Raw genomic sequence first — 16,833 nt, forward strand, 5'->3', positions numbered from 1 at the left:
GCTGCTCCAGACGCTATCCTTCAACACGGAATGGAGATTAAACCCGGGAAAGACGGAAGCAAATCTCGCAAAAAACCGGACATTTCTATTGAGCCGGAGACCGGACATCTGTATCTGGCCATGACATAGAACGATCGTGCTTTTTAGCTTCGATGTCTGGAGAGCGCCTTGACCGCCAGCATGCACATCGCGAACCTTGACATCTGATCTCGGGGCATGGTCTTCCGTCTGCCATCGACATCAGGCTCATCGCGTCGGCTGGCCAAACAGCCGCGGATCCAGCGTAAAGGGTTCCGTGCTGATCACCTTTACGCTTGCCATCTCCGGATGCATCGGGTTCAGCAGCAGATCGAAATCGGTAGGACAAACGACCGACGGGACCCGCATCGCCAGTTGCTCGCCCGCTTCGAGCCATTGCCGGCCAAGCGCCCGTGTCGCCACAGGATCGCTCGTCAGGTCTGCCCAGCCGTCCGGCATGCCGGGTGCGAATGCGGCATCGTAGACAACGTCCGGCACCTCCAGCGTCACGAGGAAATAGCCACCGGCCGGTAGCAAGCCCGCCATATGCACCAGCGCCTCAAGCAGCGCCGTCGACGCGTGGCAGCAGGTGTAGAGCACCCGCATGCCGCGCGGGTTCCAGCGGCCTCCGGCGATCGCTGCACCATTGCCACTCAGGTCATCGGCACGGTAATACCCGCGCCGCTCTTTCGCCAGGCGGTAAAGCCTCATGCAGACACGCCGTGAATGACGCGCAGCAGGATCTCACGCACGCGGTCGTAGCCCGGTTGCGAGTCGAGCACCTCGAGCGGGCTGAGTCCACCCAGTTCCGCATTCGATCGCTGCATCCACTCGGCGGCCAGCGCCGGGTCCTCAAACACCTCGACAGCAAGCTGGCGCACATAGAGCACGCGCGCAACACGATCCGACTCGGCTGGCGACAGGCGCTCTGCGCGCGCCATCTTGCGCAGGATCGTCGAACTCGGCAGATTGAGACTCGCGAGCAGCGTCTGCACCGGCACGTGCAGCAGCTCCTTCGCCACGCGCTCGATGATCGCCGCTTCCATGCCTTCCCGGATCTGCCGGCGTTGCTCGAGCGGGTCGAACCTGACGAGGAACGTTTCGATATCGTCAGCGTGGGCGCCGGGTCTGCCAGAGCCGACCAAGGCCTTGCCGGCATGTGCGGCACCCGGACGCGCGGCCGAATGACGGCCGGACGGTTGATTCAGGGACATGATACGCTCCATCCCAGATGGGAATTCCATGTCTCCCATTCTAGATCAATCTCAAACGGGAATCAAGACTCTCCCATTTGATCACTTATTATGCTGCCCCCCAGTACGAGCCCACCTGCGCTGCGTTCTCCACGAGCTTGTCGCGCTCCGATGATCGCCGGATTCGCGAGCGCGGCGGCGGCGCACACCGGGTGGCCCGAATAGCGTTCCGCGTCCCGATCACGCACGCCGCGTGGACAACGAAGCCGAACCGGGCCCTCGTGGCGACCGCGGACCGCGCGATCAATCCGATCTGGAGCGCTTCATGACCCAGCGCGCTGGCAGCAAGACGGTCGAGATCAAGTCGAGCCACGTGGCCTACATGTCGCATCCGGCCGAAGTCGCGAAGCTGATCGAGCAAGCCGCAGCGCAGTCCAGCAGAGAATGACGAAACCCGGCTCGCCGCCTGGCCACGACATTACGCCAGGCGGTCTGCTGTCGCGGTGTGTTCAGCCATTGCCGCCGTGAAAGAGCGTGAGCTTGTTCGTGACAGAATTGACGCCCTGCACCGAGCGCGCGACTTGTTCGGCCTGCTGGATCTGGTTGCTATCGCGAACCGAGCCGCTCAGCGTTACGGCGCCGTCTTTCGCCTGAACGAAAATTCCGGAGACATCCAGCCCTTGCGCTTTCGACAATGCGCGCCGGACGGCATGGGAGAGCGCGCGGTCCGCCTTCTTCCCGCTGGGAGCCGCCGCCATCGCGCCCTGAGACATCGATGCGTCCGAAGGCGCATTCGCGGACTGGGCATGAGACATGCCCGCAAAGATCAGCAGAATAGACGCACACAGGGCACATCGCAGATTCGATTTCATGGCCAGCTCCTATAGTTGCCGCGCAGATCGCCATCGCGCACAGTGCAATTCGGCCGGCAAGCCGAAATGGTTACGCCCGCCGCGATGAATATTGCATCACGATCTGAAAACGTGCTTATAGGGCGTTCGGGCGGACGCCAAATCAGTCGCCCTTGCGGTGCGCTGCGTGACGCGCCAGAAAACGGTCGAGTTGCCCGCCAAAGGTCTTGCTGTCGCGCGCGTCATAAAGAGCCGTGCCCCATCGGCCGTGCTCCTGCGAGCCGCGCGCGATCACGTCCCGGGTATTCGTACCTTTCGTGCAGTTCGCCAATGAACTGCAGCGCGCGGGGCGCGGCAAGCGTGAAGCGCTTGAAGAAGCGGCCGGCGTGCGCTTGCGGCCGATTCTTATGACGACGGCCTCGATGGTGCTCGGCGTCTTGCCGCTCGTGATTGCATCGGGCGCTGGCGCGGCGGGCCGTAATGCGATGGGGATGGTGATTTTTACCGGGATGTCGATTGGCACGTTGTTTACGCTTCTTGTCGTGCCCGCGATGTATATGATTATCGCAGCGGATCATCATCTGGATCGTGAGCATCCCGCGGCGGCCTGATCTTTTCCCGCCCACTTCCGCATGATAATCAGGATAACTATAGGTCTATAGGTATGCGGCGCAGCACGCATGGATGCGTTGCACGAGAGGTGGGCGAAAGTCGGGCAACCAGCCGGGCCACCTCTCGACTTCAAATCACCCGAACGCGCCCCGCGTCAGGTCCTTGTCGAACTCTGCGGTCCAGCCCGTGCCGTGTCCGGTCTGGTAGCCCTTTTCCCTGAGCGTTGCGCGGCGAATGATGGTGACGTAGCCGTGCAGGGGGTAGACCTCGTCCACCGCGTCCGGCGTGTCTGTCTCCTGTAACGCGAAATCGGACTCGGCAAGGTGATGACGGTGCAAGACGGCGACGAAATCGGCCCTTTCATCTGGAGCAATGACTGACATTTCGCGTCCCTCCTTACTTGACGATGCTTCCAGACCAGCACACCTGAGTTGTTACTACGTAGCAATATCGCGCCCCAGCGTGCTCCTGCGCGCCGATGCCATCCCGACGGGAACAGCCTGATCGCACGCTGGTAATCCAGCCCGGCAACGGCCTTTGGCGCTGGCGTGAGTTGTGCGCCGGCATGTTGCCGTAGCTCTTCCGTATCATCGATGGTCCTTTGCGGCATCGGGCTGGCCACGCACGATCGTGACGGAACACGGCGCATAGGCGATCACTTGCCTCGCGACGGAACCCAGCAGCCAACGATCGAAGGCAGTACGCCCTCGATGCCCTACGACGATGTGGTCGATATTTTGTCGCTCGGCATACAGCACCAGTTCCTTGGCCGGATGCCCGACAACCATCTCATACTGGACAGTGCCCCCGGATAGCCCGAGCTTACCCTTGAGCTCAGTGAGAAGGTCCTGGCAGTGGCGTTTTTCGAACTCGAGCAGTTCAGGCCGCTCGTAGGCCAGCTTACCCCAGTCCGGCGGACGAGCAACCGTAAGAATGTGCAGCCGCGCCCCTTCCTTTTCAGCGAGATTTTTTGCGAAGCGGACTGCCTCCTGTGCGGAAACCGAGCCATCGTAACCCGCGAGAATGTCGTGCATCATTGCCTCCAATTACGCATCCGGTTCTCTTGCACCATTTCGGAACACGCTGTAGTGGCCGCATGCCAGGCCGAGTGCCCGCGAACGCCAGGTGTGGCCAACATCAGTAAACACTAGGGCGCTCGGTCAGCGCGCTCGGCGCCGAACTTCAGCCAAATCAGTCCGCGCGATTCTCGGCGCCGCTCTCGAATCCATGGCACCGCAGCAAGAGGAACAAGAAACGCCGCAGTCATGGCTTGCGCATTTCTCGCCTTACCCGCTCCAGGTATTTTCCTGACGCGACCTCGATTCGCACCGTATCCCCTTCCTTGATGAACTGGGGAACGAGAACTTCCATGCCGTTCTCGAGCGTGGCCGTCTTGAACGTGGAGGTTGCATGCTCGTGCACGCCCGGCGGCGCGGACATCACGCTTAACTCGACCGAATGCGGAAACGCGATGGTGGCCGGCTCGTCTTCATAAAGCGCGACCAGGATTCGCATACTGGGCCGAAGGAATTTTTCGTATGCGCCAATGGCTTCCGAGGGCAAACTGATCTGCTCGAAGGTGTCGGGATCCATGAAGTAGAAGGCGACACCATCCGTATATAGATATTCCATCTCCTTGTGATCGAGCGCGATCTCTTCGAGCCTGTCGCCCGGGTGTAGCCGCAACTCCCTGATGTGCCCGGTCTTCAGGTTCTTGACCTTGGCAAACACTGCGCTACCCTGCTGGCCCCCGCCCGCATGGTACCCGGCGCTGGCGACGCCATGAAGTTCACCTTCAAGCATGAAGACCATGCCCGGCTTCAATCCGGAAGCTTCGACCATTTACCTGTCTCCGATTTGTGTCAGACCGTCTGTACGCGTCCATCACCCCTTCGGTCGAAACGTCATGACAAAGCTCGTCGGCGTGCTGCCGCTGACATCCGCTGGCATAGGACTCGAATTTTCGACGGCGGTCACCACGGCGCGATCCCACCGCGGATTTCCGCTCGGACGCTCGATCGTCACACTGAGCAGCGCCCCGCTGGGGGTGCACCTGACCGCGACTACCGCAGATGGGTTGCCATCGATATCGAACGGTGCGACGACGTTGGCGCGTACCCGACGTGCCACCATTTCGGCATAGCGCGATGCGGCGGCGACATCGCCTTCTGGCAAAGGTCTGCCGGCGACTGCCTGCAGCGCTGCGAGCCGTGCTTCGCGCTCAAGCTGCGCCGGCCGATTTCCTGGCAGTGCAATGGTCATTTCGTCCGCCAGGGGCGCCCGGGGCGCCACGCCGGCGCGAGCGAACCGCGAGACGGACCCAGGCAGTCGCGCGACTTTGGCGATGTGGCTGCGATGCTGCGCGTCGGACGCCCGGCGGTTCGCAGCGGAGAGCCGCACAGGCGCTGCCGTTGTCGACGCCCATGCCTGGTTGGCCATGTGCGGGACCGCAGCGGCCACCTGAAACGACGTAACCGCTCCGGCGGCGGACGCAAATTGCGGGCCCCGCGGGCCAACAATCACCAGCGCCAGCAGCACGGCATGCAGGGTCGCCGCCAGACCAAACGCAGTCCCCAGGCCGTGCTCGCGCGGCGGCCGAATCTGCAGGCTGGATTTCGTGCCCATGGCTGATCTGCACCGGCCCGCGCACCCCTTGGGGCGTAGCGCACCGGTGCCCGGTTTGCTGCCAGTTCCAGTTTAGTCCGGTTACCGTCCGCGCGCTCGCGATGCCCAGCCTTTGAGTTCTTCGGGGACCAATGGCATCGGCGACACCTGCGACAAAATAAGGGTGCGGTGATGAATCGGTGCGATGCAACGCCGATTCAGCGCCTCGTCGGTTCACGAGCCGTCCGACAGTCCCGCAATGCCTGACCATCACCGTTTTGAAACCAACACCGACGACCTCTCGCCGGCTCCGGACGTCACCACCCGCCCGGACATCCCGAAGGCAACATAACTTGACATCGACTCGTCCGGAGCTTGTCACGTATGGCGTGACCGCCGACGAGGCGCACCGCTTCGGCTTACCGTGTGGGGGAACACTTCAATTAGTCATCGAGCCAGTCAGCGCCGCATCGAAACTGACTGAACTTCTCGCCGGCGCCCTGAATGGCGAGACGAAATTGCGAAAGCTTGACGTGTCGACAGGGCATGCCGCGCTCAACGCAATCGCCGCGCCACAAAATGTCTGGGGGTGACCCACTTCCGTGGACGGTTAAGCAGTTGAATTTCGAATGTGCTGATTTCCTCCGGTTTGGGGTTGCCGCGAGTTGTCCACGGTCGGTCGGCGGGTCGCTTATTACGACCACGACGCCGACCGGCGGTGGACAACTCGCCAGCGAGGCAGATTCGGTTTTGTTCTTCCTGAACTTGCTCGTAGCGGATCGGCGAGCGGTAGCCAATGCTGCTAAGACGACGGCTGACGTTGTACCAACCTTCGATCCACGAGAACACCGCTTGCCGTGCGTGTTCGCGGGTTTCGAAGTGTGTGCGGGCGAGCAATTCACATTCGAGTGTCGGGAAGAAGCTCTCGCACAAGGCGTTGTCGAAGCAATCCGCCACGCTCCCCATCGACAGACGCACGCCAGCCTCACGGCAGCGGCGGCCGAAGGCAATTGATGTGTATTGGCACCCCTGGTCGGAATGATGGACGACGTCGTCGGGACGGCGTTGCACGAGCGCCATATCGAGCGCCCTGAGCATGAGCTACGTGTACAGGTGCTCTGACATCGCCCAACCCACGATACGGCGGCTGAACACATCGAGCACCACTGCGAGATAGAGGAACCCTTCAGCGGTCGGCACATAGGTCGCATCTGCTACCCACAGCCGGTTGGGCGCGTCCGCGCTGAAATGTCGTTGCACCAGGTCTGGCGCGGGCCGTGCGCCGGGTGGTCGAGATCCAGCGCCGGCGGCGCACGCCGCATAGGCCCGCCAGACGCATCAGGCGGGCAACCCGTTTGCGCCCAACATGCACGCGTTGCTCGGTGAGTTCGAAATGAATGCGAGGCATGCCGTAGGTGCCGCGCGAGCGGGCGTGAATCACACGGATGCGCGCGAGCAGTTCGGCATTGCTGCACGCTCGCTTCGATGGCGCGCGTTCAAGCCACGCGTAGAAGCCGCTGGCGGAGACCCCGAGCAGCCGAGCCATCGTCGCAATGGGCCATTTGGCCTGATTCGCTTTCATGAACGCGAACCCTTCCCGGGTACGGTTACGGTCTCCCGTGCAAACCAGGCCGCGGCTTTTGACAAAATCTCGCGCTCAAGCTCGAGTTGGCGCACCTTTCCGCGCAGCCGCGTGAGCTCCTAACGCTCGCTCGTGGTCAGGCCATCATGGCGCTTGCCCGCGTCGCGATCGGACTGTGCCACCCAGTTGTAGATGGTCTGTGCGGTGGGCTCGAACTCCCGTGCCAGGTCCTCTGGCGTTCGCCCGGCTTTAACCAGCTCGACTAGCTGCGCCCGGAATTCGGGCGGGTATGGGTTGCGGTGCTTTCCCATGATGGGCACCTCCTGAACAAAAGGATAGGTGTCCACGAAAGCGGGTCAACTCCAGTTCCGCATGGCATGTTTGACTATTCCGCAAAGACATCCTGCAACGTGCGCAGGGTGTCCAACAACGTTTTATCGGCAACTGAGCCTTCCATCTTGACCAGCCGCAACTTGTTCACCGCGCGAATCTGATCCAGGAGGATTCAACCCATGTTTGCGCTTGAACCTCACTGGAATCCGAAAAGGCGCTGCGTGTGCAGATGTTCGTACCTACCGGGCACTGGGTAAAACTGACTGTGACGCACTTATTGGCCTCCGAACGGACGCCATTTTTTAGTAACGAACATCGGGAAGGAAGACGGGGCAAGTTCCTCGAAGTACATCTCTCGGAATAGCCGTTGCCTTCGCCACAGCCATCCCCCTGAACCGGGGCATGACACACGGTTAATGTTGCCGGGGAAACATCGGAACAGCACGTGGCCAGTCAGCCCCCTGACACCGAAGTAGCTTTGGAACCGGCGCCCTCGTGCAGACCAGCCCTTCCATGCGCGGGTCCTGACGAGAAACATCATAAATTCATTACAGTTCGCAGTCCACAAGCAACATATCGAACGCAGGTGGAGCCTTGGAGTCGGTCAGTCCAAGGGCACTCTATCGCTTTGCCGCGGGAGGGGCAACATGAAACTAGACGTCACAGCGTTCCGGCAACTGCGCCGTCTCGCTCCAGTCCTCGACGACATACTTAGCGCGGAGGAGGTGGAACACGCAGACCAGGCCGTGAATCTTGCGGCGTTGGCGCGCCTGTGCTCACAGCTTTACGACGCGTACCACTGCCAGCACCCGGACGAGATTGCGCAAGCGCACCTCGACGCACTCGATTCGCAATAACACAAGTCGTGATGCTCACCGGCGGCTCCATTGAATCTTCCGGAGCGCGGCCACACCATGCCGGTATGACCAGTTTGTTTACGGCCAAAAACCGATAAAAATTTAGAACTCTGATGAAGTGTGCCCACGATACGCTCGCGCGTGAACGGAATTAGCACCTTGAGACTATAAAGCAGCTCTCCGTGGCCCGGAGCATATACCCCCGGAACTGCATTTGGTGTCAAACACGCTCCCTGAGCCGCACCAAAAAAGCCCGACTGTCCCTCGGCTCCGCAGCTGGGCAGTCGGCCCTCACCCCTCACCCCTACAACCTAACAGCTCCGCTGACGAGGTGAGTCGTTCGTGCCAGATGGAACAGGAGCGCAGCGTGGATGCCATTGATATCGTTTCGAAGCAAACACATCAACACAGCTGTCGCCTGTCGCCGGGAATCCGCAGCAGCCGGCTCACTTCGATACGTCCGATGGCTCTTGCTCGCGCATCCGCCCCTGGTAATCAGGCCGCGCGGCGGTCAACTGAACGATATGGACGGGAAGCGCAAGTCGGCTGCAGCGTTCTTGGGTTTTCACCGCTGTGGCTCTTCGCTCTCTTTGTGACAAGCACCGCTGGCATGCATGTTGCGTCGATACGAGTGCCGGGGCGCCGTGCGTCTGGATGCGCCTTCTCACTGGACGGAGAGGATAAGATGACCAGTACTGGAGAGCATTCCTTACGCTTCGTAGTGGAAAAATGGCTTGAGTTCAACCGTCTCAAGACAGTCAGGGTCACCATGTTCGGTCGTACGCTCTCGGGCGGAAGGCGTTATGTGTGCGTCGAGACCCTGCACGACAATGAGAAGCTCGCACTGTTCTTCTTTAGGCACGATGACGGCTGCTGGCGAGTGTTTCCTCCTGCTCCGACGTTGCCGGCGATGGCGTGGGAGCGTCTGGCTGCGTAGCGAATTGCGCGACGCGTCACCTTCGTACATGGCCGTTGTGCCCGGCAAGCTAGCCGAAGGGCACAACCGTCCCTCCAGGGTGGAAGGCTTCAGTATGGCCACACGTCCGCCCGAAAGGCGCTGAATGGCCGCGTGTCGCGGACCACTCACCGAAAACAGCGAGCGTCTTCAGTTCACTCACTTATGGCGAACGTCTGTTGCTCGCCCTCCGCTTCATCAGAAACTGTTCAAGTCTTCCTGCATCCGCAGGCTTGGGCATATGCGCAACGTAGCCCGCCTCGACGGCCGCCGCCCTGTCGTCGGCACAACCGGTAATCGCCACAAAGGTTGTCGCCTGGAGGCGCTCCAGTTTGCGCAATGCCCGGACCAGTTCATACCCATCCATGTCCGGCAGTCCGATGTCGCTCAATACGATGTCGGGCGTCCAGTTGGCCACGATAGAGAGTGCCTCGGCGGCACGATAGGCGACCCGCGTTTCATGGCCGGACAGTTCGAAATAAAGCGCAATCGCGTCTGCGGTGTCGCGGTTGTCATCGACCACGAGTATCGACATGGGCGGTACTGCCGTCACCGCATCCTCGCCCTCCCCGACGGCGGAAGCGCTCGCCGGCGCGACGCGGCGTAACGTCAGTGTGAATTCACTGCCGCAACCCAGTCCTTCGCTATGAGCCACCAATGCGCCACCGTGCAATTCAGCCAGCTTGCGCGCGAGCGTCAGCCCCAGCCCCATTCCTCCGGGTGAACGCGCCAGTGAGCGCTCGGTCTGTCTGAACAGCTCGAAAATTTCCTCCAGGTCGGCGGCGGCAATCCCAATGCCGCTGTCCTGCACCCGGAGGGCGACCTCCGTCTCGCCAGCCTGGACGCTTACGTCGATACGACCGCCTGGGCGTGTAGGTCGCCGCGTTTTTCAACAAATGGGCGATTATCAGCGGGCATTGTGTCGTATCGGCATCCACGTAGAGGGCCTCGTCCACATCAACCGTCAGGGTGTGGGCACGCTTTTCAAGGGCTGCTTCGCTGAGCTCGATTGCACGGTCGACGAGGTCCCGCAACCGGACCGGCTCCAGACTCAGCGGCACGGCGCCGCGAGACACGAGAGACGTCGATAGAAGGTCGTCGACGATTTGGCTCATGGTAAGCGTTGCCCGAGCACCGTCTAGACCGATGGCGCCAAAGTGGACACAGTAGGCCCCACCAAACGAGTGGTGGAGACTACTTTGTCACCTGAGATAGCGACAGCTGCGAGACGGACGCGTAAAGGCACCCCCAACCACCCCATCGAGTTCCGGCGAGAACTCGCAAAGCTGGCATGCGAACCGGGTGTCTCGGTCGCACGGCTGGCTCTGGAACACGGGCTCAATACGAACCTGTTGTTCAAATGGCGCCGGGCCTATCAGGCGGGACAGTATGAGCCGCCGACACTGCTGCCGGTAGAGGTGGCGCATGAGGGACGCACGATAGAGAACGCGGTTGCGTTGCCTGTTCAGTCGCAGAGCAAGGCCCAGCCGGTCGTCGCGGGTGTGATTGAGATTTGCGTCGGCGTCGCACGCGTGCGCATCGAGGGCACGCCCGACGCAGCCACGCTACGTGTTGTGTTGCGTACGTTGCGTGCAGCTGCGGAGGCTGAGACGTGATCGGCCTTCCTGCCGGCACGCGTGTGTGGCTGGCTGCCGGCGTGACCGACATGCGGGCCGGATTCAACAGTCTCGCCGCCAAGGTACAGACCGTGCTGGAACGCGATCCGTTCTGCGGGCACGTCTTCGTGTTTCGCGGCAAACGCGGCGACCTGCTCAAGGTGCTGTGGTGGAGCGGCGATGGCATGTGCCTGCTGATGAAGCGACTCGAGAAGGGGCGCTTCGTATGGCCTCAAGCCGACGGTGGCGTTATTTGCCTGAGCCCGGCGCAACTGTCGATGCTGCTGGAAGGCATCGACTGGCGGCAACCGACGAGAACGGCACGACCGATCTCGGCGTTGTAAACGTCGTCGCTGGCGCGTAAACTGCCTGCATGACGCGCGCGAGCCCACTTCCCGACGATGTCGAAACGCTGAAGACCATGCTGCTCAGCCAGGAGGCGAGGCTGCGCGAGCGCGACGCTCAAGTGCTCAAACTGCAAGAAACCGTCGACTCCCAACAAGTCGCGCTGGCTACGCGCGCCGCCGAAGTTGAACACCTGAAACTGCTCATTGCCAAACTGCGCCGTATGCAGTTCGGTCGCAAGTCGGAGAAGCTGGACCATCAGATCGAGCAACTCGAACTGCGCCTCGAAGAGCTCGAGGCCGACGAAGGCGCAGCGCCGGTCGAGATCCCGAAGTCGCCGCGCAAGGCTGTGGAGCAGGCGCCGCGCAAGCCACTGCCTGAACATCTGCCGCGCGAGATCCGAACGCACCTGCCCGAATCTGCCCGGAGGTGCGCGGAGTGTGGTGGCGAGATGAAACGGCTGGGCGAAGACGTCGCCGAGCAGCTTGAGTACGTACCAGCAAGCTTCCGGGTCATCCGTCACGTGCGCCCCAAGTTTGCGTGCGTATGTTGCGATCACATCTCCCAGGCGCCTGTGCCGAGTCGTCCCATCGAACGCGGTCTCGCCGGCCCTGGGCTGCTGTCACACGTGCTGGTCTCGAAGTTCGCAGACCACGTGCCGCTTTACAGGCAATCGGTCATGTACGCGCGAGAAGGCGTCGAGCTTGATCGCTCGCTGCTGGCGAAGTGGGTCGGTCACGCGGCGATGCTCCTGCAGCCGCTCGTTGAAACACTACGTCGTCATGTGATGTCGGCGACGAAACTGCACGCCGACGACACGCCGGTTCCAGTGCTTGCACCGGGCAACGGCAAGACGAAGACCGGCCGCCTGTGGGTGTACGTACGCGATGATCGTGCATCGGCCGACATGACGCCGCCGGCGGTGTGGTTCGCCTATACGCCGGATCGCAAGGGCATCCATCCGCAGCAGCACCTCGAGTCGTTCAACGGCACACTGCAAGCCGACGCATATGGTGGCTACCAGGCCATCTACGAAACCGGGCGCGTTACGGAGGCGGCTTGCTGGGCGCACGCTCGACGACAGTTCTATGAATTGCACGCAGCGCGCCCCAATGCGTTGAACACCGAAGCGCTCGAGCGTATCGGCGAGCTATACAGGATTGAGGAGACGATCAGGGGCAAGCCGCCCGACGAGCGCCGTGCGCATCGCCAGGAGCATGCGCGGCCGCTACTCGATCAATTCCACGCGTGGCTCGCAACGACGCTGGAAACGCTCTCGCGCAAATCGGACACGAGTCGGGCGATTCTCTATGCGCTGAACCGGTGGGAAGCGCTCACACGCTATTGCGATGACGGGCAGTTGGAGATCGACAATCTACCTGTCGAACGCGCGCTGCGCGGCGTGGCCATCGGTCGCCGCAACTATCTGTTCGCCGGAGCAGACTCCGGTGGCGAACGTGCCGCCGCGATCTACAGCCTCATTGGCACCGCAAAACTCAACGGCATCGATCCTGAAGCGTATCTGCGCTACGTGCTCACACGCATCGCAGACCATGCGATCAACCGCATCGACGAGCTTGCTCCGTGGGTCGTCGCCGATCAGCTCCGCACCCCAGTCTGAAAATCACGATCTTCAGTCAATACGTCGCTGGTGCCACGCTTACGGCTCATGTAGCGGACATGCCGACGCAGGATCTGTTGGGCCCAGGCGAGTTGGGTGTCCGTCGCCTCCGCTCTTGCGAGGACTTCGACCGCTGTATGGATAGGCGCAAGCGGTGCCCTTAGCTCATGTGCCAGCATCGCCAGGAACTCGTCCCGGTTGTGCCTCGCCGCCTCCAGACGACCTTGCGCATCCGAAAGCTGTTTGGCGGCCAGCCGTCCTTCGAGACAGGTAACCGCGCAATTGGCGAGCGTCCTCAGTGCGACCTCCTCATCATCGGTGATGCTGTGCGGCTCATGGTCGATAGCGCAGAGCGTGCCGAGGCCCGCGCCGTCTGACGTCCTCAGTACCGCTCCCGCATAGAACACAACCCGGGGCTCCCCGACGACCTGCGGATGGTCCCGGAACCGCTCATCTTCGGTAGCGTTCGGAATGACGAGCATGTCGCCCGCGACCAGGGCGTGGGCGCACAGCGACTCCCCCCTGCTCACGGCTCGCGGCTGCAGCCCCCAGGCCGACTTGCACCACTGCCGGGTTTCGTCAATGAAGTTGATTTGCGCTATCGGGGTACGCAACGACATTGCCGCCAGGCGCGTTATCGCATCAAAAGACGACTCTGCTGGCGTGTCGAGAATGCCGAAACCATGCAGTCTACGCAAGCGCTCGGGCTCGTTCGGGGGGGGAATAGATGGCCTCCATAAACTGTCACTCTGGTCCTTAACGGGTCCCGAGAACAAAGACGCAAAAGACATACCTCGTCGCGATGCACGGGATGCACAGAAAGAAGATTGAACTGGCACCTCTTATGCTTCAGGAAGTACGGAGGCACAAGCGATGGAGGTCGACATGGCCAAAGGCACTGGAACCCGCCGCAGGGGCTTGAGCGCCCCAAACCGGCACGCTCTCCGTAACGCAGACGCAGAAATTTCCACTCTTGAGAAAGCATTGGCGGCGGACGGGGCGCACTCGCTCTTTGCCCAGACGTATATTGGATCAAGCTGAAAAAACTGCTCGGCCTCCTGGAGGTGGCCACGCAAAACGGTAGAAATAGCCAGCGGAATGGGGAGCATGCGGGCGAACTGGCACAGAAAAATGACGGTAGTCTCGCTATCGCGAACGGGTTGCGCCTTCGTGACAAGTGATAGGCCACGAGGCGGGAGACGGACATTGCTCCGCGATTTCCGGCGATGGTGACCATGCTGGGCTCACCGTCAGCAAAAACCGCACGGACGGTTCGGTGGAGGTGATGTTACAGGGTTCACCGGAGCAGCTTGCCTCCATGTGCACGTGGCTAAGCGAAGGCATGTCCGCAGCACTGGTCGACGAGCTTGAGGTGGTCGAACTGCAACCGCCATTTGTTTGCTTTGACCACTTTGAGCGACTGCCCACGCTGTAGAGCGAGCGATTCGCTACAACCGAAATGGTGACGCCATCCGCCTGAAGGCCTTCCGACCAGTGCCTTTGTTGAGGTCGACAGGATTGTTATTCACCGAAGGGTTTCGCGTTCGAGTTGTTCACGGGAAATGTAGCGCACGTCCTCGCTCCTTTAACGAATTAGATGATGAATTCCCCAGGTTCGTCGCATGGTCGCCAATGCGTTCGATGGCCTTCGCGATGAAAAGGACCTCTATTTCTCGAATTTTTCGGACTCCTTTAATAGCCTCAATGAAGCGCAATACGACCGGGAATACTGGCTCGAACAGTAGTCAAGTGGGCGAGTTGTCCGGTTGCTTTGCGGCTTTCACGCGGTCACGGAACCCGTCTCCAGAGCCAGAAATTCTCAGGCGTCGTTGCGCAGGTCGCCTGCCGTAGCTTCGCTCGATTTCGTCCGGCACCAATCACGCGAGCCGCCACTCCATGCTGAGGACCGGTACTTGCAGCTATAGAGACTGCTGCCGACGGAGCAGTGAACGTTGGACATTCCACAAGGAAAACGTTAGTCTGGAAACACTTCATGAACAGTCTGACCGACGTCGAGGAGCTAGCATATGGAAGTGAGCACCGAAGCGCTTGTTGACATGCTGCTCGAAGTTGAAGCAGAAGACCCAATCGACTACGCGGACCTACCGTTCGGCGAGCAGGAGCTACGGCGCCTTGTCATGAATTCGCTGGTGGAGCGGCACCGGGCGGTGGAAACGGCGATGTCGGATTCGGACCTCCATGCGATGTACCTGCTGAGCACCGCGAAGCTTGTTCTTGAAAACACGGTTCTCCATGCTCGACTGCTTTTGCTACAGGGACAACAGGTCGACATCCAGTCGCTCCTCGCACCGTTCACGCTCAAGGGCAAAGAGTAACGAGACAGGAAGCGACTTTTCCCATGAGCGTTCACAAGTCGTCGGAGAATATGCGTAGTGCGCGTTGCCGCGGGCCGGCCATCTAAATCCAGCTTGCGTCACGGGAGAAATGCGCAACGCTCGTCCCGTCCAGCTTCGTCATTTCGCGGCTTCTGTTTTCGGCGCAGCTGTACTGCTCTTCGACACACGCGGCGGTACGGGGAACGCCTCCGAATGCATCAGCTCTGCGTCCACCCGTTCATCGTGCCGAAGACACGGACGCCGGGCGGGATGTGCTTGCGCGGCACCATCCCGAACGTTGCGACGTCGGCCCTCTCTGCGTCGGCCACGCGCCTGACAATTGGTGCCGGATAGTCCTTGTACACGTCATCGCGCCACGGGCTATCGGGCGGTTCGACGCCGAACTGCTTGAATATCCGGTCGCGGCGCGCCGCCGCGTAGTTTGTGCACATCGGTTCCTCCGGTGAGATAAATCCAGTTTCTGTGACTCTACGCGACAAAACGTGCCGGTTTTCGCCTGAATCGGAGACGCTACGCGACAACAGGCGCCCGAAATGCTCCGCGTCACGGCTCGAGGAGCATCTGCGGAGGTGACTCGCTGATGCAGTCACAGACGTACCATGGTTATAGGGTGTGGGGGCACGCCATCCTCCAGCAGGAAGACATACTGCTGCCGGAGCGCTGCGCGGCAAGCGGAACCATCACGATGGGTGGGCAGTTGGTGGAGGCATCAGGCGTCCTGGGGCATTTCGATAGCGAAGAGGACGCTCAACGTGCAGGCCTGGTTTGGGCTCGCGCCTGGGTCGACGCACATGGGTGAGGTCACTGCCTGGCCAGCCCGCCTGCACGCACCGACCACGACGGGTGCGGCGAAATTTGCACCGCTTGAATCCAGGCATTCAGGAGACAGCCATGAACCTCGCCGGCAAGACGCTATTCATGTCAGGCGGCAGTCGCGGTATCGGACTTGCCATTGCACTCCGAGCGGCGCGTGACGGCGCGAACGTTGTGATTGCAGCCAAGACAGCCGACCCGGACCCGCGCCTTGAGGGCACGATATATACCGCGGCCGCTGCCGTGGAAGCGGTTGGCGGAAAGGCGCTTCCGCTTGTCGTCGACATCCGCGATGAGGAATGCGTAAAGGACGCGGTTGCCAGGACCGTTGAGGTGTTCGGCGGTATCGACATACTCGTGAACAATGCCAGCGCCATCCGACTGACGGGAACGCTGGATACACCCGTCAAGCGGTACGACCTGATGCACGGGGTGAACGGCAAGGGGCACGTTTGTCTGTGCCCAGGCCTGCCTGCCTCACCTGCTCAATTCGGCGAATCCACACATCCTGACGCTATCGCCTCCGCTAGTCACCGACCCAAAGTGGTTCAAGGACTTTCCGGCATACACCATCGCAAAATACACGATGAGCCTGTTCACGCTGGCGCTAGCTGGTGAGTTCAAGGACCAAGGCGTAGCCGTGAATTCGTTGTGGCCAAGAACCGCGATTGCGACTACTGCCGTGCGAAACGAGATTGGCGGTACGGACATGCTTGCGGCGTGTCGCAAGCCGGAGATAGTCGCTGACGCGGCTCACTATATCCTGACGCGCCCGGCTAAAGAATGCTCGGGCAACTTTTTCCTCGACGACGAAGTCCTGCTGGCTGCGGGCGTCCGGGACTTTGCTCAGTATGACGTGCAGGCTGGCGCTGTGTTACAGACGGATTTATTTGTGGAGGCCCTACCGGGCATGCTACCAGCGGACAACATGATGAAACCGAGGCGGAACTCGTGAGGATATGTTCGTTCACCGTAATGCAACGTGTTGTGCGAGAAATACGGCGGCACCCGCCGGTCAACGTGCGTATGGTCGTCGTGCGCTTGGTCGCTGCGCAGCGGCTCGCTTCGGCTCGCGG

At 61.1% G+C, this 16,833-nt stretch carries 19 protein-coding genes and 6 pseudogenes; 11 read left to right on the top strand and 14 right to left on the bottom strand.

Annotation, left to right across the window (positions count from 1 at the left end; translation table 11 throughout):
• Positions 1 to 246: 246 nt before the first annotated feature.
• Positions 247 to 729 (bottom strand): RES family NAD+ phosphorylase, encoded by a 483-nt coding sequence (locus VSR34_RS31820; RefSeq protein ID WP_342964492.1) that lies wholly within the window; start codon positions 727 to 729, stop codon positions 247 to 249.
• The gene (locus tag VSR34_RS31825; protein ID WP_028213997.1) at positions 726 to 1,232 is read right to left on the bottom strand and encodes an antitoxin Xre/MbcA/ParS toxin-binding domain-containing protein; all 507 of its coding nucleotides are present in this window, start codon (positions 1,230 to 1,232) and stop codon (positions 726 to 728) included. Before VSR34_RS31825 ends, VSR34_RS31820 begins: the two co-directional genes overlap by 4 nt.
• Before the next feature lie 304 nt (positions 1,233 to 1,536).
• Here VSR34_RS31825 and VSR34_RS31830 point away from each other — a divergent pair, with 304 nt between their 5' ends.
• A complete protein-coding gene (locus VSR34_RS31830) occupies positions 1,537 to 1,659 on the top strand; it encodes a hypothetical protein (protein ID WP_272945670.1) in 123 nt (40 codons plus the stop codon).
• A 61-nt stretch (positions 1,660 to 1,720) separates the two neighbouring features.
• Here VSR34_RS31830 and VSR34_RS31835 read toward each other — a convergent pair whose 3' ends face one another.
• Positions 1,721 to 2,083: a BON domain-containing protein gene (locus tag VSR34_RS31835; RefSeq protein ID WP_028213999.1), complete on the bottom strand. Its 363-nt coding sequence runs from the start codon at positions 2,081 to 2,083 to the stop codon at positions 1,721 to 1,723.
• Positions 2,084 to 2,225: 142 nt separating this feature from the next.
• Positions 2,226 to 2,357: a hypothetical protein gene (locus tag VSR34_RS31840; protein WP_255217832.1), complete on the bottom strand. Its 132-nt coding sequence runs from the start codon at positions 2,355 to 2,357 to the stop codon at positions 2,226 to 2,228.
• A gap of 22 nt (positions 2,358 to 2,379) precedes the next feature.
• Here VSR34_RS31840 and VSR34_RS31845 point away from each other — a divergent pair.
• Positions 2,380 to 2,673, top strand: a pseudogene (locus VSR34_RS31845) (efflux RND transporter permease subunit); the annotation flags it as partial.
• A gap of 135 nt (positions 2,674 to 2,808) precedes the next feature.
• Here VSR34_RS31845 and VSR34_RS31850 read toward each other — a convergent pair.
• The 6 genes and pseudogenes from VSR34_RS31850 to VSR34_RS31875 all read right to left on the bottom strand — a co-directional run.
• Positions 2,809 to 3,057 carry a hypothetical protein gene (locus tag VSR34_RS31850; protein ID WP_028214001.1) on the bottom strand — a complete coding sequence of 83 codons (249 nt, stop codon included), beginning with the start codon at positions 3,055 to 3,057 and terminating at the stop codon, positions 2,809 to 2,811.
• Between the two features lie 204 nt (positions 3,058 to 3,261).
• Positions 3,262 to 3,711: a universal stress protein gene (locus VSR34_RS31855; protein WP_238328044.1), complete on the bottom strand. Its 450-nt coding sequence runs from the start codon at positions 3,709 to 3,711 to the stop codon at positions 3,262 to 3,264.
• A 226-nt stretch (positions 3,712 to 3,937) separates the two neighbouring features.
• Positions 3,938 to 4,516 (bottom strand): elongation factor P, encoded by a 579-nt coding sequence (locus VSR34_RS31860; protein ID WP_028214003.1) that lies wholly within the window; start codon positions 4,514 to 4,516, stop codon positions 3,938 to 3,940.
• 42 nt (positions 4,517 to 4,558) lie between these two features.
• Positions 4,559 to 5,299 carry an energy transducer TonB gene (locus VSR34_RS31865; protein ID WP_342964493.1) on the bottom strand — a complete coding sequence of 247 codons (741 nt, stop codon included), beginning with the start codon at positions 5,297 to 5,299 and terminating at the stop codon, positions 4,559 to 4,561.
• Between the two features lie 744 nt (positions 5,300 to 6,043).
• A pseudogene (locus tag VSR34_RS31870) lies at positions 6,044 to 7,171 on the bottom strand (IS3 family transposase); the annotation flags it as partial.
• A 74-nt stretch (positions 7,172 to 7,245) separates the two neighbouring features.
• Positions 7,246 to 7,408 (bottom strand): annotated as a pseudogene (locus VSR34_RS31875) (type II toxin-antitoxin system PemK/MazF family toxin); the annotation flags it as partial.
• A 432-nt stretch (positions 7,409 to 7,840) separates the two neighbouring features.
• Between VSR34_RS31875 and VSR34_RS31880 the strand changes: the two are divergent.
• Entirely contained in the window at positions 7,841 to 8,050 is a 210-nt protein-coding gene (locus VSR34_RS31880; RefSeq protein WP_028214006.1) for a hypothetical protein, read from the top strand.
• A 685-nt stretch (positions 8,051 to 8,735) separates the two neighbouring features.
• Entirely contained in the window at positions 8,736 to 8,987 is a 252-nt protein-coding gene (locus tag VSR34_RS31885; RefSeq protein WP_028214007.1) for a hypothetical protein, read from the top strand.
• 181 nt (positions 8,988 to 9,168) lie between these two features.
• On the opposite strand, the gene VSR34_RS31890 is transcribed toward VSR34_RS31885, so the two are convergent.
• Complete coding sequence (locus VSR34_RS31890) at positions 9,169 to 9,540, bottom strand: response regulator (protein ID WP_342964513.1); 372 nt, start codon at positions 9,538 to 9,540, stop codon at positions 9,169 to 9,171.
• Between the two features lie 78 nt (positions 9,541 to 9,618).
• A pseudogene (locus VSR34_RS31895) lies at positions 9,619 to 9,864 on the bottom strand (ATP-binding protein); the annotation flags it as partial.
• A gap of 340 nt (positions 9,865 to 10,204) precedes the next feature.
• Here VSR34_RS31895 and VSR34_RS31900 point away from each other — a divergent pair.
• From VSR34_RS31900 to VSR34_RS31910, 3 genes are read left to right on the top strand one after another with little or no spacing between them, the layout of a single operon-like run.
• A complete protein-coding gene (locus VSR34_RS31900) occupies positions 10,205 to 10,621 on the top strand; it encodes a transposase (protein WP_342964494.1) in 417 nt (138 codons plus the stop codon).
• Complete coding sequence (tnpB, locus tag VSR34_RS31905) at positions 10,618 to 10,965, top strand: IS66 family insertion sequence element accessory protein TnpB (protein WP_342964495.1); 348 nt, start codon at positions 10,618 to 10,620, stop codon at positions 10,963 to 10,965. Before VSR34_RS31900 ends, tnpB begins: the two co-directional genes overlap by 4 nt.
• A 29-nt stretch (positions 10,966 to 10,994) precedes the next feature.
• Positions 10,995 to 12,587 (top strand): IS66 family transposase, encoded by a 1,593-nt coding sequence (locus VSR34_RS31910; RefSeq protein ID WP_342964496.1) that lies wholly within the window; start codon positions 10,995 to 10,997, stop codon positions 12,585 to 12,587.
• Here the strand turns inward: VSR34_RS31910 and VSR34_RS31915 are convergent.
• Positions 12,566 to 13,285, bottom strand: coding sequence for a GAF domain-containing protein (locus VSR34_RS31915; RefSeq protein WP_342964497.1), 720 nt, complete (start codon positions 13,283 to 13,285; stop codon positions 12,566 to 12,568). The genes VSR34_RS31910 and VSR34_RS31915 overlap by 22 nt on opposite strands.
• 542 nt (positions 13,286 to 13,827) lie before the next feature.
• Between VSR34_RS31915 and VSR34_RS31920 the strand changes: the two are divergent.
• Positions 13,828 to 14,022 (top strand): annotated as a pseudogene (locus tag VSR34_RS31920) (acylphosphatase); the annotation flags it as partial.
• A 592-nt stretch (positions 14,023 to 14,614) separates the two neighbouring features.
• Positions 14,615 to 14,923, top strand: coding sequence for a hypothetical protein (locus tag VSR34_RS31925; protein WP_342964498.1), 309 nt, complete (start codon positions 14,615 to 14,617; stop codon positions 14,921 to 14,923).
• Positions 14,924 to 15,141: 218 nt separating this feature from the next.
• Here VSR34_RS31925 and VSR34_RS31930 read toward each other — a convergent pair whose 3' ends face one another.
• The gene (locus tag VSR34_RS31930) at positions 15,142 to 15,375 is read right to left on the bottom strand and encodes a hypothetical protein (protein ID WP_342964499.1); all 234 of its coding nucleotides are present in this window, start codon (positions 15,373 to 15,375) and stop codon (positions 15,142 to 15,144) included.
• Positions 15,376 to 15,524: 149 nt separating this feature from the next.
• Here VSR34_RS31930 and VSR34_RS31935 point away from each other — a divergent pair, with 149 nt between their 5' ends.
• A complete protein-coding gene (locus tag VSR34_RS31935) occupies positions 15,525 to 15,743 on the top strand; it encodes a hypothetical protein (protein WP_342964500.1) in 219 nt (72 codons plus the stop codon).
• Between the two features lie 92 nt (positions 15,744 to 15,835).
• Positions 15,836 to 16,712, top strand: a pseudogene (locus VSR34_RS31940) (NAD(P)-dependent oxidoreductase).
• The last annotated feature ends 121 nt before the right edge of the window (positions 16,713 to 16,833 follow it).

It is taken from the genome of Paraburkholderia sp. JHI2823 (assembly GCF_038900695.1).
GTDB classification, from domain to species: Bacteria; Pseudomonadota; Gammaproteobacteria; order Burkholderiales; family Burkholderiaceae; genus Paraburkholderia; species Paraburkholderia mimosarum.